Here is a 15,308-nt window from a genome sequence, read left to right on the forward strand (position 1 = left end):
AAAAAGCGCGTTACGTCACACTTGTTGTCTTTTCTTATCAACAACAAGATTAGCAATATTCGCACCACAACCTGTGGGGGCATGACATGTAGCGCGTAAAGTCTGAGAAAAGGTAAACGCTGAAAAGTGCCGAACTAAAGCAAGCCATGTCAGAAAGCCTATAAAACACAGCCGTAAGCCGCATTACTCCGCTACTTGGCGCTTAGAGGGAAAATATTGTTTTTAGCTAACGTTAGAAAAGGAACGCCAGTCAACGTGGCTGGGGGGTTTAAAATAACACCAACACTTGAAAGAAAGTGAGGGTGCCTAAGCGGCAAGGCCATGCCGCTTTCAGGCGTAATTTGCCGGATAATTATTCCGTTTCCAGCTTTCATACATAGCACTTTATTGTGCGCTTGTTACGCGCTTTGTTGTGCGACATTTGGCCGCTTAGCTGCGCGCTTGGTCGAATAATCGTGACCAAAGGCCCTTAACCTGGGCAGCATCCTCGCCCTCTAGTTCTTTGTTATCAAATGCGGCTTGCAAGCTTGCTGCCATATCTGAATCTAGTTGCTGCATAGTTGCGCTGCTTTGCATTTCTAGCTGACGAGATACCACTGCGAAATGGCCTTGTAAGTAACTGGCTGTAAACAGCTCATCGTCACTACCATGATTAACCACATCATCTAACGCAGCCTCTATCGCTGCAATTTGGTTTACTACTTGTTGGGGGGCTGAAGCCGGAGGTAACACGTATTTCTCCTATTCTTAAACGTAATCTAAAATTTCTAAACTATTCGGCGTTATAAAGAACCTTGTCTTTGTAACCGGTAATAATGGTGAACGCACCTTGTAGCGATGCATCTAACTCAGCATCGCCAGAATCTAATCGTAATGGTTTATTACCAAGCGATTGTAACTTCTGTTTAGTCGCAACAACCCGCATATTTTGTTTGCCAATAGCGCGGATAAAGTCTGGGCTAAGCTGCTGATTTCCACGCCCCAAAATATGACCTTGCCCACCAATAACGGTTAATACCACTTGGGTTGGCTTTCCTTGGGTAAGCGAAAGCAATTCAGATGCAGTTACATCACTAGCTACAAGCGTTTTATCCAGCACTACATCAACACCTAGTAAGGTATTTTCTAAACCCAGAAACTCCATAACCGCGCCAACGGTAGAGCCCGACCCCATAACAAAATAGGTGTCTGGGTTGTCGTCCATTAATTCGCTAATGGTAGCGGCAATATCATCGAGGACTAGCGCCTCGTCCTCTTTACCACCCATTTTTACGGCTTGCACGTAGGTTAGTTCGGCGGGCACTCGCATCTCGCCATAGTGTTTTGCTATCACTTTTCCGGTTCGAAATGCGTTTTCATCGATATCTCGCACTTCGCCTTCCATCACACTGACAATTTCGCCCTTGATCATTTGGCTAATGACCTGTCCTGCGGCAGACGGAGTCACGCAGTACACGCCCGAGTGGATTTTACATCCCGCCGGCACACCTAACACCGGCACTTTTTCACCCACAACTTTACACACATTGCGGGCAGTACCATCGCCACCAGCAAATAAAATAACATCAAGATTACAGTTAAGGAAAGCCTGTACAGCACGCTCGGTATCTTCCCCTTCTGTTTGTTGCGATGCACTCTTGTACACCACCTCAAAGGGTAATCCTAACGATGCACACACGTCTTCGCCCATTTCTCCAGCGGCGGTAACGATAGTGAACTGTTCTGACAAGGCCTCTACTATAGACAGCGCTTTAGCCATTTTTTCGTTAGCTTTTTTTTCAGCGCCCATTGCTAACGCCTTTTCACGCACATCGGCACCGTCACTGCCTTTTAATGCAAGCGCGCCGCCTATACCTGCAAAAGGGTTAACTACCACACCTAATCGAAATACCGGCTTGTTCATTGGGTTACTGCGCTCCCGTTAATTTCTGTGTGTTTTTTTAAAGCATCGATAAAGCGTGCCGCCCTTGGGGGGAAGCCATTGTTTTTATACCACGCTAACTGGGCTTCTACATTTTTAGTGAAACCTTTTCTATCGGGCTCTGCACCATTTAAATTATCGGTACTCACTTGAAATTGGCGCCCTGCAGCTTCGGTAAACGCCCACTCAATAGCTTGCGGCTTAATCTCTACACTTTCAAATTCAGCTTGCTGCTTGGCATCTCGCCCATCAGGGCAATACCAATAACCGTAATCTTCAAGTAAACGACGCTTCTCACCCGCCACACACCAGTGGGCAATTTCATGCAGCGCGCTGGAAAAGAAGCCGTGGGCAAATACAATACGATGATAGGGAGTATCTTCATTGGCAGGAAGATAAATAGGCTCGTCATCACCTAATACCAGCTGCGTTTTAAAGTCGGTAAAGGTGCTGTTAAACAAAGTAATAAGCGCAGGTACTTCAGGGTCTATCTTATTCGCCACGCTGTACAGCTCCAGTAGCGAGTAAATAAGTTAGCCGTGTTATATTGCACCAAGTACTAAAATTCAAAGACGTTTCCCGTTAGCCATACATTTAAGGGCGGGTATTATAACAGTGAAAATATGGCGGGAATAGGCTTAGCGGCTTGCATGCGCCACTCGCTTGCGTCAAGCTAGTATTAAAGCACTACGGAAGGATGTTATTTGCGTGCCACAGAATATCGTTAAGCATATACATAGAGTGAATGCGCTTCGAGACCTAGCGCATAAAGTGAGTATTATGGATAATATTCACGAACTTCAGCATTGGCAATGTGAGCGCTTGTTAGTGTCTCACGATGATTTAGCCAAACAACCGCGATATCAAAAAGCCATGCAGTTTTTTGTAGATGAACTGTATGGCCCCAAAGATTTCAGCCAGCGTGACGCCGATTTAGTTCGGGTCATCCCCAAACTTGCTAAAGTGCTTCCCGCCAAAGCCATGAATGCCATGAACGATGCGTTAGCACTGAACGCCCTGTCTTTCGATTTAGATATGCAAATGGTGCATCAACTCAAAGGAGCGCCATTAAATCGAGATAGTTACGCCCTAGCCTATCGCAACACAGGCCGGCAAACAGACAGGCAACGCCAGCTCGATATTATTGCGCACCTTGGCGAACAACTTGGCGATGTAATTAAAATTAGGGGGATTGGCATGCTGATTAGCTTATCAAGACGCCCCGCCAAACTGGCTGGACTATTGTCGCTGCACGAACTACTAGAAAATGGTTTTCACTCATTTAAAGCCATCGGCGATGTGCAAAGCTTTATTCATCCTGTACTTGAACGAGAAGAAGCACTGATGCATGTGTTGTTTGATGAGTCAGTCCCCTTGCCAGAAGATAACCCGCTTCCTATCGTTTCTACTAATTTAACAGCCTGATGTGGTCTTCTACACGGTCGCACCAAGGTAGCAACTGAGTTTACACCGAATGCCAGAGTCTTTATTACCATGGCGATATCAATCGCCCTTTATCAAATCTTGGCAAATAGATGCTAGTCACTTAGATCACTATAACCACGTTAATAATGTGGCTTACTTAACCCAAGTAGAAGCATTGGCGTGGGCCCATTCAAATTCACTCGGATTGCAGTTTTCTGACTATCAGTCGCTCAACCGCGCCATGGTGATTAAACGCCATGAACTTGATTACCACCTGCCCTCTCACGAAGGTGACAATCTACAATGCGCAACGTGGATTGTGAGTTGTGATAACAAGCTAACCCTAAAACGACACTTTCAATTTATTTGTGAGCGCAGACAAAAAACCGTATTTGAAGCACTAACCACTTTTGTTTGCGTGAGTTTAGATACTGGCGCTCCCAAGCGTTTGCCTGAACCCTTTAAGGAAATTTATGGTAATGCATGCATTAAACCCAACTTTTAATTGCGAAGCCCAACGGAGTTTTACATTATGAATAAAGGGCTATTAGCATGTTTAGTTGTGGTACTTACTGCATCCGTATTTCTGAACGGCTATTTATGGCTGTCATTAAACCAGGCTGTAGATATAGCTACGTCTAATAGTATGTCTGATTATGAAAAAATCGCTACATACAAAGAAAATGCTGTGAATGCAGAAGGTACAAAGCGCTCGACGTCAACTGACGGCGAAGGTAATAGCGAGGGGGTCATCTCGTCAACCAATAATGCGAGAGCATACCGTGAGGCAGGTATATCTGAAACGAACATTGATGCATTACATCAACTGTTAAGTAGTGGTAACTACGCACTTCTCAATCAACAACTTAACTACGAATTACAGCGCTTCCCTAACAATGAAGATCTTTTACTGTTAGAGGCAGAGTTGGTACTAAGAACTCAGCCATTATCCGAAGCGCTTATTTATTTTCACGATTTAGCTGAACTACCATTATCACCTAACATGCAAGATAACGTTGAAAGCCGGATTACTAGCCTATACGACAACGCGCAAAAAGAGCTTAAAGCAAATAGGCAGTGGGATTTAGTGGCAAGCTTGAATGAACCTTTGTTTCAGCGAGTGCCAGATAACAGACGTTATACGCTTCAACTTGCCGAAGCTTATGCTAGACAGCAAAAAATAACCTTAATGGAAGATGTTCTTGCAAGCTTGGCTTACGATGATAACGCCGCCAATGCTATACGAAATATCGCGTATAGAGAAAGAAACTATGACAATGAAGTTGCTACAGACGAGACATTGGCAAGAAGTGAACTTTTAGTTAAGGACGTTACTCGCGTGGCACTCCTTCGAGAAGGCGATCAGTACCGGGTAAACGTTGAAGCACTCAATCAAACCGCCGACATGGTGTTAGATACTGGAGCAAGCACTACTGCTATCACCACTGACTTATTCAACCGCTTAGGCGGTTTGGGACGCCTTACTTTTATTGGTAACTTTGACGTAAATACCGCGTCGGGCACCATTAATGCGCCTTTGGTACATATCCCTAGTTTCCTTTTTGCGGGCTATCGATTTAAAGAAGTTTCTGCCTTAGTACTACCAACAGACGCGTTACCCAACGCAGATGGGCTGTTAGGCATGAATATTTTAGGTAAATTCGACTTTTCCATTAGCCCCCAAGACAGCGAGCTGACCTTAAAAGTAAGAGAAGAAAGTAAAGCTTTAGACTAGGCCAAGTACATCCTAACTTCTACTCGTTCGTCTCTGGCTCAATTCAGCGTAATGTCAAACTCATCTTTTGCGTAAGCATTAAAAAGCCGATTTTCTTAGAACGAAAACCGGCTTTCTTTGCGAAATTATCTGACTACACCAGCAATCACTGGGCTTTCCATGCAGGTAAGCTCAAAACTACAATGGCATACGCTCAAACATTACCCCCTGCGTTCTACCGTTACTAATATCTATTTTAGTTACCTTGCCGTTTTCATCTCGAATGAAACTCAAATCACTATAAAGGAAATACGTTTCGCTGAAGACATCCCGCTCTGAGGGAGTCAACGTCAATTCTGGGAGATTGTACAGTTTGAGTGTAAGACTATTCTCTTCGTCAATTTCTATTGTGTAGAGAACCTCTAATTCATTGGAAAAGTATTTACCAGTGTAGTCGGCCAATTGCTCTTTACTCGGCTCAAATAGCTCTAGCTTTGTGAACTCGTAGCGCTGCGTACTGAAATTGGCTTTGATCGAGATGCCGCTTATTTCCTCATTGTCCATTAAAAAGAGTACATTGTATTGCCCATCGTTAACCGTAAATTCTGTCTCAGATAGCGCAATCATCGGCAAATTGTTCTCATCATTAAAAGCCATTTTTAGCTGTCCGTCTGAAGCAATTATCTCCAGTGTCATTCCAAGCATTTCAGATTTATACTTTCCAGCTAACTGATCCAAATATTCTGCGGGTAAACTAAGACTACTTGTGCCTTCTTTGTTATCGTCATCTTCTGATGGCTCTATAAAATGCTCGCCAAAAATCAGGTCAACAATATCGTTCCACATACCCATGTTAAAGGCTGTGTTATTAGTGTTTAAAAATACCCCTTTTTCAAGCTTGGGAAAAAAAGCATAGTTAGTGTAATGTGCCATATCAGCACCACTGTGAGAATACTCCAATAATCCGTTATATTCTGTTACTCCCAGTCCTAGAGAATAAGTTTGTTCTTCACCGTTAGTGAGTACATTAGGGGTTGTCAATTTAGTAATTAATTCTTTGCCTCCCAACGCGCCCGTGATGAAATTTTGCGACCACTTAGCCATATCTGAGACAGTAGTATAAATACCGCCAGCACCCGGTGCTGAATACAAGTCACCAGTTTCTCGAAAACCAAATTCGTCAGTGTCGTATCCTTGAACCGCATTAGGGATGATATGGCCAGGGTCCCGTCTTACATAAGTGCTGCTCATATTAAGTGGTACAAAAATATTTTCCTTCATCCATTCGGGAAATGACTGCTCGCTAACCCTCTCAACAATGAGTGACAGCAGAATGAAGCCTGTATTGTTGTAATTCATTTCCTCGCCCGGCGCAGCTTGTAACTTTGTTTGCTTCTTAACCACGTCAATAGCTTGATCTTTGTAAATGAATTCTTCGCCGGTCCAACCACGCATCCCTAATAAATTGAATATTTCTCGTAAACCCGATGTATGTGTAAGGACGTTTTTGAGAGTGATACTAGTAGTGAATTCAGGGAGTTCTGGGAGATACTTACGAATGTTGTCGTCTAAGCTTAGCTTACCTTGTTGTTCAAGCAGTAGTATTGCCATTGCAGTAAACTGCTTTGAAACAGAGCCAATATTGGTTGGCATATCAGGAGTAAATGCGACATCATGCGCAATGTTCGCCATACCTACAGAATGAATGTGGGTGACTTCCCCGCCTTCAAAAACGCCAATTACAGCACCAGGAGTAGCTTCTTTATCATAGGGACTAAGCAACTGCGCTAGACGTTTCGAAGGATTATTAGCGATAGCTTCGTTACGCACGAGCTGTATTGAATATAGACCAGAGGTACTTTCACCAAAGGGACTTACCACTACTTTATAGTCGCCAGTCATCTTGGTATTTATGGTGAAAGGCTCAAAACCAGTTTTAGTACTATTGAAGGATCTAATTTCCGTGCCTTCGGGATCAAAGACCTGAATTTTAACATCTACTGAGTTTTGCCTAACCTCTCCAGAAAAAAAGTGCTTCTCTGTGGCCTTAATGAGGTAATTGTGAGTTTCCCCCTCTTTCAATTCCCGTTTCACACTATCAAGTGTTTGCAGCACTGGATTTTCTTTAGCGCTAAGGATAGGCGGCGCTACTAAAACGAATAGAGCGCCTAATACGATTAAGTAATTCATTCTGTATTCCTTTACTGAATTAAATATTGATTTGAGCTTTTTAATTAGAAAATTTACACCGTGTTTTAAGATATAGCACAAAGAAGAAAGGTTTCAAGATAGATATTTACGAGGGTTTTGTTGCGCAAGTTATAATTTAAATACTTCGCGAATACGCCTTACCAAAATTAAACTGCAAGAAATAATTACCGCCCTACTTTGCTATTAAGTGGGACCACAGACGCCTTCGTTCATCCCTCAGATTAAGCGTTCTTATAAATCATGCTACACACTTCTGCGCCACGTTCAAGGCGGCTCAATGTCAGCGTCGAGCAGTAAGATCATCTAAATTTTGTTTAATCAATGTCGGTATCACGCGCCTCGAACTCATCCCCTGTAGCCCCCATCAAATACACGTTACAAACCTTTCAAAAATCTACCTACGTGAGTACGTATTTTTAACTATTCACTTGACGAGAATAAAATTAAGCTTACACTTGTGCGCTGACTGAGCATACACTTGTACGCTTAAATTATTTTTACTCTCTAGCTAAGTCTGTTTTGAAAAATTAATAGGTGTGATCTCAACGTTGAAACTATTACTCGATAATCTAGCCCATCGCTTGCTCCATCACAGTTCATGGAGAGGATATTGGGAAGTGCTTGTGCAGCAGGTTAAACCTGCGTGGCGAGATGGCTATTACAGAGCGCAAGTTGAAGCTGTCAGAAATCTTAGTTCTGACATGCTGGAAGTTATTCTAACGCCCGAAAAAGCTTGGCCTAGTCATATTGCAGGGCAACATATCGCGCTAACCATTGAAGTGAATGGAAGGCTTACTACCCGCGTATTTACCGTTGCTTGCGGGGCAAGCTTTCACCGCGAGACGAAAAATATTCGGCTTATCACTAAGGTCAATAACGAAGGTGCACTTACCCCGGCTCTTTCCTCGATAACACCCAATACATGGGTGAATATTTCGGCGGCTAAGGGGAATTTCACCTTGCCTAATACCGATAAACCCGTACTTATGGTTGCGGGCGGATCGGGCATAACGCCGTTTATCGCTATGCTTGAAGACGCCATTGAAAATAACCTAATACACCGCGCACCTGTTCATCTGCTTTACTTTGCAAAGCCCAACGAGCACGTGTTGCAAAGCGAATTACTAGCACTTCAAAAACGCGCCAACAACTTTACTTTTGCCGTGTTGACTCGACAAAAAGATGGCGATGTAAAGGATTACCTATCCCACTTTGCTGATGCCCACTGGTTGGTGTGTGGCCCTAATGCGATGTACGAGCAGGTACGTGAAGTAGCAAAACTGGTGAGGGCAACGTTAGACAGTGAACATTTTGCCGCATTGCCCACTGTGAACATTGGAAGTTTGAGCGAAAAAGAAACCTTTTCTTTGATGCACAACGGCCAGCATTTATCGGTGAATAATCAGAAATCTCTGCTTTCGCAGCTTCAAGAAGCCAAACAGCCTGTAACGTATGGCTGCGGTATGGGTATTTGCCATCAATGCCAATGTGTGAAAAAGCGGGGCGTAGTGCGCGATACCCGCACCGGCGAGTTATCCGATAGTGCCGAGCAACTTATTCAGCTGTGTGTATCGCAAGCCGTAACCGATTTGGAGATTCAACTATGAACACTCGCGTCTTAATTAATACCGAGGAACGACAACAAGCGCCTAGTAAAACTGACGCGCGATTACAACAAGCAACTACCCCACCGCAGAGCGTAAGCAAACCCGATTACGACATGTTGGAAACTCAACTTGATGCAATAAAGTCGGAAGTAAAAGATAAAATCGGCGCTGAAGATGCAGCCTATATTCGACGTATTATACTTATCCAGCGTATTTGTGAATGGAGTGGCCGCATATTATTAATGCTTGGTTTCTTACAGCCTCTACTTTGGGTAGCTGGCGTACTAAGTTTAGCAGCAGCGAAAATACTGGATAACATGGAAATTGGCCATAACGTGATGCACGGTCAGTATGACTGGATGAACGACAGTCATATAAATTCAAAGCGCTATGAGTGGGATATTGCCTGCGATGGGGCAAGTTGGAACCGGGTGCACAACTACGAACATCACACCTACACCAATATTATTGGCAAGGATAGAGACTTTGGCTATGGCCTACTTCGCTTATCGAATGATTTTAGATGGCGGGTAAAAAACCTTTGGCAGTTCGCTACCTATATTTTGCTTAGCGTAATGTTTCAGTGGGGTGTGTCGTATCACGAGATGGCCGCAGAGCGCGTATTCTTCGGCAAGAAGAAAAAAAACCGCAAAAACCAAGTAACCCATAGCGAGCTTAAAAAACGCTTTTTCAGTAAGGGCGCACGGCAGTTGGTAAAAGATTATGTGCTCTTCCCTTTGCTGGCTGGCCCGCTGTTCTTATGGGTATTGTCAGGCAACCTTATTGCCAACTTGCTACGTAACTTATGGACATCTACCATCATCTTTTGCGGGCACTTTACCGGTGATGTGGAAACCTTTAAAGCAGAGGATTGCAAAAATGAGACACGCGGCCAGTGGTACTATCGTCAGGCCTTAGGCTCATCAAATATCAAGGGCGGAAATTTATTTCACATACTTACTGGGCATTTAAGCTTTCAGGTAGAACACCATTTATTTCCTGACATTCCCGCCAGACGATACCGAGAAATGGCTCCTAAAGTACAAGCCGTATTTAAACAGCACGGTATGCACTACAATACAGGCAGTTTTTGGAAGCAGTACACTAGCGTACTAAAACGCATTGTTCGCTACTCTTTTCCTTAAGCCCTTAAGCGCAAAAACCTACCAGTCGACCATCGCGATTGCGCTGGTATTTTTGCGCGCAAAGGTATTTACAGAAAAAGGTGCTTGCAGTTAAAGGTACTGGCAGAAAAAGCTACTGGCAAAAAAGTTTTAATTCAATCTAAGCACGATAACACCGACAAAAGCAGCGGTTAAGCCTAGCACTTCTTGACGGCTAAATGTTTCTTTCAAAACAATATGAGAATAAAGGAGAATAAGTAAAATATTCATTCCTGAAATTGCGGAAACTAACCCGGTATTACCAATAGAAAAAGCGGATATTATTGCAACCATTCCACTTACATTTGCGACCCCTACTATCAGTCCGCAAGAAAAGGTTTTTATTTCCGACCAATTAGTTTTCTCTGAATATTGAGACCCTATAAATTTCTTACGCTTTGCTAACCATCTCATGGCAAAAAGAAAACTTCCAAAGCCGAACATAGACGTTAACGTCGCAAAAACATCTGCCTCTAAAAGTGTGGACTGTTTACCCATTAAATCTGTAAACGTAAAACACAATGCAGCAAGTAGCCCCCATTGCGCCCCTTTTAAATTATCAATAGAGATATCTGAAGAATATCTAAGAATACAAAGGCCACAAAAAATAATAACAAACCCAATTAATTGAATAGATGTTAACGTCTCATTCCAAATTAAAAAGGCAAAGATGAGGACAAACAAAGGCGTCAACCCTGCTAGAACGCTGATGAGTGATGCTTTTCCTACTGAAAACCCTTTGTGTAAAACAGCATTAGCGGCAAAAGATCCAAAGCCTAGCCCTATACCAACAGCGACATCTGCCCAGCCGTACCATCGTTGATTTAACAACAGTACCCCTACTACGCTGATGATAAAACCTATACAGAAAACACCAAATAGTAGTAGATCGCGATTTAAGTTTTTCTGCGATGTCCATTGATACAAGATCCCTCGCAAACCAAAGAAAAATGTTGCGAGCAACGCATAAACAATCCACATAATAAATGAATCTCATGTTCGTAATGATTTAATAGCTTAAATTGAAAAAGCAGCGCCTATAAATTAATAACCTGTTTTATTTATAGATGTCTAGGATTCTATTGTTTCATTATATGCTTTATTGATGATTATTTTATTTCAACTAGATGAAAGCGTTAGCGTAGCTAAAGAACGCATTTACTAGACAGTTTTGTATGAATGGCAGATAGTTTGTAGAAACATACTTCATAGCCGCTTCATTACCCTTGTAGGTATTAAGCGACTGCTGTAGACAATTATCGGACAAACAGATTATTGGCTTTTTTGAGTTTTGTACTAATTGCGGATATCTCCTCTGTAGCCAACGTAATTGTTGAGGTCATAAAAGCCCATAGGAAGTGTGTGGTAGCATTTTTGACGATTATTAGAAGCTATGAAAGGTCTGAAAAAACCTGCTCGATTCAGACCTGTAATAAAAAATGCTTAAGGTTTTCTTAAGTTTTTTTGTATATCCTTAAATTTACTGAGAAATTATGGGAGTGTTATGCGCATACTGTTAGTTGAAGACGATAAGCCTTTGTCCAACGCGCTTAAAGTTTCATTAAGAAAGGCAAACTATACTGTAGACTGTGTCTACGATGGTGCCAGCGCAATAAGTACACTTCGCCCATCGCAAAATGATATTGTCATTTTGGATCTAGGTCTACCAGACCAGGATGGATTAATCGTTCTCAAGAGTATTCGAAAAACTAATCCAGTACTGCCAGTCTTAATTCTGACCGCAAGAGACAAGACCTCTGACAAAATATCAGGGCTAGATGCGGGTGCAGACGATTACCTCCCCAAACCCTTTGAAATTGATGAGTTGCTGGCGCGCTTACGGGTTTTAGAGCGCAGATTAGGTACGTCTTCAGAAAGTGTGATCACTGTGCAGAACGTCAGCCTTGATACAAAGCACCATACATTGACTATTGATAGTGACATAGTACATCTTCCGCGTAGAGAGCTTATGCTTTTGAAAGCGCTAATTGAAAACGCGGGTCGCATATTGAGTAAGCATCAACTTGAGAGCAAACTCTATGAATGGGGTGAGGAAGTTTCAAGCAATACAATAGAAGTGCATATCAGCAATTTAAGAAAAAAGATGCCAGAAAACTTCATTCGAACCATTAGAGGCGTAGGGTATTGCATATCCAACTCTGGAGATTAACGTGACGTCGATTCGTCGCTTTCTTATTTTAACTCTTACCAGTGCTTTAGTCCTTATTGTCTTCAGTGCGGCGCTCCACGGCTATCGTGCCACAATAGGTATATCAACTACGCTACTAGACAATGAACTCACCGCGTTAAGTAGTGCCGTTGCTTCGTTCAATGGTGGCTCACCAGGTAAAGATCACGCTTTGTTATTTCAAATCTGGCAGGACGATAAGCTGATAAAAAGTTCAAGCAAAGTGTTAAAGGCCCCACTCTCTGACTTTAAAGACGGTTTCTCAGAAAAAAATGCTCTTGGAACACGATGGCGTGTGCATACCTCTTATGTAAAAGATGATGGCTCTTGGTACATGGTGGCGCAACCATTGAGTAATCGCTTTACGTTAGCAGATGCATTAACCGTTGCTTCCATTACTCCTTTTATTGTCAGTGTTCCCCTTCTTGTCGTAATTTTGTTTTTAGGAATAACCTGGGGGCTTGCCCCCCTAAAACAGCTTTCTCGAAAATTGGCTAAACGAACAGGTAATAACTTTTCTACCATTGCACTTGATAGAGAACCCAGTGAACTTAAACCTGTTGTTTCTACGCTCAACTCAATGTTTTCTCGACTAAGTGCTGCGTTTGAAAGAGAACAGCAGTTTGCGTCCAACGCCGCACATGAACTGCGTACACCGCTAAGTGTGATGAAAATCAATATTCACAATATTGCTGAAGAATTAGGAGATAGCGGTAAACTACTTGAAACGCTTCAACGCGACACCGATCGGATGATTGACGCGGTGAATCAATTTTTGTTACTGACACGTACCAGTCCGGAGACATTTGTAGAACAAAAAGAGGCAGTTAATCTGCACTTTGTTGCGCAAGAAGTGATTAGCGATCTATATGGAAAAATTGAAACCAAACAGCAAGAGATATCCTTAGAAGGCGATGAGATTTGGTTAAACAGCGTACATTTTATGTTGTACACCTTATTGCAAAATCTTATTACCAACGCCAGTAATTATTCCCCTGAAGGGGCACAAATTGTTGTTCGAATTGAACAACTCGCATCAAACGTAGTTTTGAGTGTCGCGGACTCGGGTCCTGGCATACCAATAAGTGAACGAGCCAGCGTATTAAAGCGATTTAACCGCGCAGCACAAGCTAAGACGACAACAGGCAGCGGCCTTGGTTTGGCCATAGTATTGCAAATTGCTGCTCTGCATAATGCCAATGTTGTGCTTGATGATGCTAAGATCGGAGGCCTTGAAGTGAAGGTGGAGTTTGAAAATGAACTCTTACTTTAAATTTTCTATTGGCCTTTTTATTGGCCTTTTATCATTTTTCTCTCCTCGTGCGTTTGCACTAACTGAAGTCGTGATAGAAATTAAAGATCATCTTTTTTACCCGCAGAATGTAGTGGTTCCAGCGGGGAAAAAGGTACGTCTTACTTTCATCAATTTCGACGATAGCCCCGAGGAAATAGACAGTTTTTCCCTTAACAGAGAAAAAGTGATTTTTGCCAAAAGCAAAGGCAGTATTTACATTGGACCGCTGACACAAGGTGAATATCCTTTCTTTGGAGAATTCCACCCTAACAGTGCAGTGGGCAAAGTAGTCGTAAAGGAACAAGAGGAGAAGCCTGATGCTCATTAATACGGTCGTACTCTTCTTAAGAGACACATTACCTATTTTTCTATTGCTCAGTGTACTTCTTGCATTACCTGGCGTTTCACGATTGTCGCTAGTATGGCGAATAGCCTCACTGTTAGTGACCGCAGCAATGACATATTCTTATCTAGGCGTTATCTCTCAACTGGCAGAGGGCGCTGGCTTTGAGTTACTAAAATCACTGCTATTAGTCACTGCCTGGATAGGTATTTGTACGCTTGTGATTTTTCCTCTTTCAAGATGTTACTTAGTGAGTGTGGGCATTACGTTGCTTGTGCTTGGTATTGGGTTACCTAACAGTTTGCATTTTATGGTGTACTTTGTATCAGAGCTCTCGCGTAACAGTGATAGCACATTGCTTTTTCTTGGTACTACAATTGGGTTGGGGATCAGTATCAGCATTGCTATTTTGCTTAATATCGCTCTAACTCACTTTTTAAGCCATAAGGCGACGTTTTTTTTCACTACAGTTTTTGTTGCCGCGCAAGTTGCAAACATTGCGCTTCTTCTGGAACAAATAGATATATTACCTACCCCACAACAAGTTTGGGATAGTAGTCAGATCATCAATGACAACAGTGAGTATGGGCATTTATTGAACGCGCTAATTGGCTATGAAGCCACTCCATCTATGAGTTACATAATGCTATTTATATTTACCCTAGTTGTGCCCAATGGTATTGCTGCAATACGGAAGCGCATACCTGCGTTGTGGCAACAAGTGGAGGATACACAATGAAGCGCGCTATCTTATTATTGTTGGTTCTTCTTGCTGCGTTTTCTGTGAGCGCTGACAATTTTACAGTAGACAGAGTCTACCACCCTTACGTATTGCCTTTTGAACGCGAATTCGAGTGGCAATTAACCTCACGTCAAAATGACAACGGTAATGTATTGATGCAACGCTATTCGTTTGGGCACGCCCTTTCTGAGTTTGTAGTCCTGGAAGCTTACCTTGTAGGAGCTCGCGATGAAAACCGAGATTTTGGAATCGAATCTTATGAGCTTGAGCTTCGTTGGATGGTCACTGAACAAGGAAAGTATTGGGCTGATTGGGGAGCCTTATTTGAATTAGAAAAGCAACACAATACGGACGACTGGGCGGCTAAGGCCGGCATTCTAACTGAAAAAGAGTTTGGCCAGTTTAGTCTAACTACTAACGTAAGCTTAGTATATGAATGGGGTGAAACCATTACCGATGAGTGGGAAAGCGAATTCAAAACGAAATTTCGCTATCGCTGGATCCCAGAGGTTCAACCCGGAATTGAGATATATGTAGGAGAGGACTATGTGGGTGCTGGTCCGGCTTTTATGGGAATTAAACGCTTCGACAGGCAAAAGCAGTTAAAATGGGAGCTTGGCTTTATCGCAGGGCTCAATGGTGACAGTAAAGATCATACATTGCGTATGTCACTGGAATACGAATTTTAATGCACAGACGT

General features: G+C 42.7%; 15 protein-coding genes. 10 read left to right on the forward strand and 5 right to left on the reverse strand.

Features of this window, described 5'->3' with window-relative positions; genetic code table 11:
• Window positions 1–429: 429 nt before the first annotated feature.
• The 3 genes from J5X92_RS11385 to J5X92_RS11395 are packed head-to-tail and all read right to left on the reverse strand — an operon-like array spanning window position 430 to window position 2,451.
• On the reverse strand, window positions 430–732 hold the full coding sequence (locus J5X92_RS11385; RefSeq protein WP_126871444.1) for a YfcL family protein: 303 nt from the start codon (window positions 730–732) through the stop codon (window positions 430–432).
• A 40-nt stretch (window positions 733–772) separates the two neighbouring features.
• Window positions 773–1,903 (reverse strand): ATP-NAD kinase family protein, encoded by a 1,131-nt coding sequence (locus J5X92_RS11390; protein WP_013783488.1) that lies wholly within the window; start codon window positions 1,901–1,903, stop codon window positions 773–775.
• Entirely contained in the window at window positions 1,900–2,451 is a 552-nt protein-coding gene (locus tag J5X92_RS11395) for an elongation factor P hydroxylase (protein ID WP_312847912.1), read from the reverse strand. The genes J5X92_RS11390 and J5X92_RS11395 overlap by 4 nt, the downstream gene beginning before the upstream one ends.
• Window positions 2,452–2,629: 178 nt before the next feature.
• On the opposite strand from J5X92_RS11395, the gene J5X92_RS11400 reads away from it, so the two are divergent.
• From J5X92_RS11400 to J5X92_RS11410, 3 genes are read left to right on the forward strand one after another with little or no spacing between them, the layout of a single operon-like run.
• Window positions 2,630–3,346, forward strand: a complete 717-nt coding sequence (locus tag J5X92_RS11400) for a hypothetical protein (RefSeq protein ID WP_126871442.1) — start codon at window positions 2,630–2,632, stop codon at window positions 3,344–3,346.
• Window positions 3,347–3,395: 49 nt separating this feature from the next.
• Window positions 3,396–3,851 carry a thioesterase family protein gene (locus J5X92_RS11405; RefSeq protein ID WP_126871441.1) on the forward strand — a complete coding sequence of 152 codons (456 nt, stop codon included), beginning with the start codon at window positions 3,396–3,398 and terminating at the stop codon, window positions 3,849–3,851.
• A 27-nt stretch (window positions 3,852–3,878) separates the two neighbouring features.
• Window positions 3,879–5,081, forward strand: a complete 1,203-nt coding sequence (locus tag J5X92_RS11410; RefSeq protein WP_126871440.1) for a retropepsin-like aspartic protease — start codon at window positions 3,879–3,881, stop codon at window positions 5,079–5,081.
• 177 nt (window positions 5,082–5,258) lie between these two features.
• Here J5X92_RS11410 and J5X92_RS11415 read toward each other — a convergent pair whose 3' ends face one another.
• On the reverse strand, window positions 5,259–7,250 hold the full coding sequence (locus J5X92_RS11415; RefSeq protein WP_126871439.1) for a serine hydrolase: 1,992 nt from the start codon (window positions 7,248–7,250) through the stop codon (window positions 5,259–5,261).
• Between the two features lie 569 nt (window positions 7,251–7,819).
• Between J5X92_RS11415 and J5X92_RS11420 the strand changes: the two genes are divergently transcribed.
• On the forward strand, window positions 7,820–8,878 hold the full coding sequence (locus tag J5X92_RS11420) for an iron-sulfur cluster-binding domain-containing protein (RefSeq protein ID WP_244360669.1): 1,059 nt from the start codon (window positions 7,820–7,822) through the stop codon (window positions 8,876–8,878).
• Window positions 8,875–10,023, forward strand: coding sequence for an acyl-CoA desaturase (locus J5X92_RS11425; protein WP_126871438.1), 1,149 nt, complete (start codon window positions 8,875–8,877; stop codon window positions 10,021–10,023). Before J5X92_RS11420 ends, J5X92_RS11425 begins: the two co-directional genes overlap by 4 nt.
• Before the next feature lie 129 nt (window positions 10,024–10,152).
• Here J5X92_RS11425 and J5X92_RS11430 read toward each other — a convergent pair whose 3' ends face one another.
• Window positions 10,153–11,022, reverse strand: a complete 870-nt coding sequence (locus tag J5X92_RS11430; RefSeq protein WP_013783481.1) for a DMT family transporter — start codon at window positions 11,020–11,022, stop codon at window positions 10,153–10,155.
• A gap of 523 nt (window positions 11,023–11,545) precedes the next feature.
• On the opposite strand from J5X92_RS11430, the gene J5X92_RS11435 reads away from it, so the two are divergent.
• The 5 genes from J5X92_RS11435 to J5X92_RS11455 are packed head-to-tail and all read left to right on the forward strand — an operon-like array spanning window position 11,546 to window position 15,297.
• The gene (locus J5X92_RS11435) at window positions 11,546–12,211 is read left to right on the forward strand and encodes a response regulator transcription factor (RefSeq protein ID WP_013783480.1); all 666 of its coding nucleotides are present in this window, start codon (window positions 11,546–11,548) and stop codon (window positions 12,209–12,211) included.
• A 1-nt stretch (window position 12,212) separates the two neighbouring features.
• Entirely contained in the window at window positions 12,213–13,502 is a 1,290-nt protein-coding gene (locus J5X92_RS11440) for an ATP-binding protein (protein ID WP_013783479.1), read from the forward strand.
• The gene (locus J5X92_RS11445; RefSeq protein ID WP_013783478.1) at window positions 13,486–13,851 is read left to right on the forward strand and encodes a cupredoxin domain-containing protein; all 366 of its coding nucleotides are present in this window, start codon (window positions 13,486–13,488) and stop codon (window positions 13,849–13,851) included. Before J5X92_RS11440 ends, J5X92_RS11445 begins: the two co-directional genes overlap by 17 nt.
• On the forward strand, window positions 13,841–14,605 hold the full coding sequence (locus tag J5X92_RS11450; RefSeq protein WP_126871437.1) for an FTR1 family iron permease: 765 nt from the start codon (window positions 13,841–13,843) through the stop codon (window positions 14,603–14,605). The genes J5X92_RS11445 and J5X92_RS11450 overlap by 11 nt, the downstream gene beginning before the upstream one ends.
• On the forward strand, window positions 14,602–15,297 hold the full coding sequence (locus tag J5X92_RS11455; RefSeq protein ID WP_126871436.1) for a hypothetical protein: 696 nt from the start codon (window positions 14,602–14,604) through the stop codon (window positions 15,295–15,297). Before J5X92_RS11450 ends, J5X92_RS11455 begins: the two co-directional genes overlap by 4 nt.
• Window positions 15,298–15,308 lie beyond the last annotated feature (11 nt).

The organism is Alteromonas sp. K632G (assembly GCF_017653625.1).
GTDB lineage: Bacteria > Pseudomonadota > Gammaproteobacteria > Enterobacterales > Alteromonadaceae > Alteromonas > Alteromonas naphthalenivorans.

What these genes read in the sequence shown, in the direction of transcription:
- J5X92_RS11390 (WP_013783488.1), bottom strand. Translation starts at nt 1,903, where the DNA reads ATGAACAAGCCGGTATTTCGATTAGGTGTGGTAGTTAACCCTTTTGCA.
- J5X92_RS11405 (WP_126871441.1), top strand. Translation starts at nt 3,396, where the DNA reads ATGCCAGAGTCTTTATTACCATGGCGATATCAATCGCCCTTTATCAAA.
- J5X92_RS11410 (WP_126871440.1), top strand. Translation starts at nt 3,879, where the DNA reads ATGAATAAAGGGCTATTAGCATGTTTAGTTGTGGTACTTACTGCATCC.
- J5X92_RS11415 (WP_126871439.1), bottom strand. Translation starts at nt 7,250, where the DNA reads ATGAATTACTTAATCGTATTAGGCGCTCTATTCGTTTTAGTAGCGCCG.
- J5X92_RS11425 (WP_126871438.1), top strand. Translation starts at nt 8,875, where the DNA reads ATGAACACTCGCGTCTTAATTAATACCGAGGAACGACAACAAGCGCCT.
- J5X92_RS11430 (WP_013783481.1), bottom strand. Translation starts at nt 11,022, where the DNA reads ATGTGGATTGTTTATGCGTTGCTCGCAACATTTTTCTTTGGTTTGCGA.
- J5X92_RS11435 (WP_013783480.1), top strand. Translation starts at nt 11,546, where the DNA reads ATGCGCATACTGTTAGTTGAAGACGATAAGCCTTTGTCCAACGCGCTT.
- J5X92_RS11445 (WP_013783478.1), top strand. Translation starts at nt 13,486, where the DNA reads ATGAACTCTTACTTTAAATTTTCTATTGGCCTTTTTATTGGCCTTTTA.
- J5X92_RS11450 (WP_126871437.1), top strand. Translation starts at nt 13,841, where the DNA reads ATGCTCATTAATACGGTCGTACTCTTCTTAAGAGACACATTACCTATT.
- J5X92_RS11455 (WP_126871436.1), top strand. Translation starts at nt 14,602, where the DNA reads ATGAAGCGCGCTATCTTATTATTGTTGGTTCTTCTTGCTGCGTTTTCT.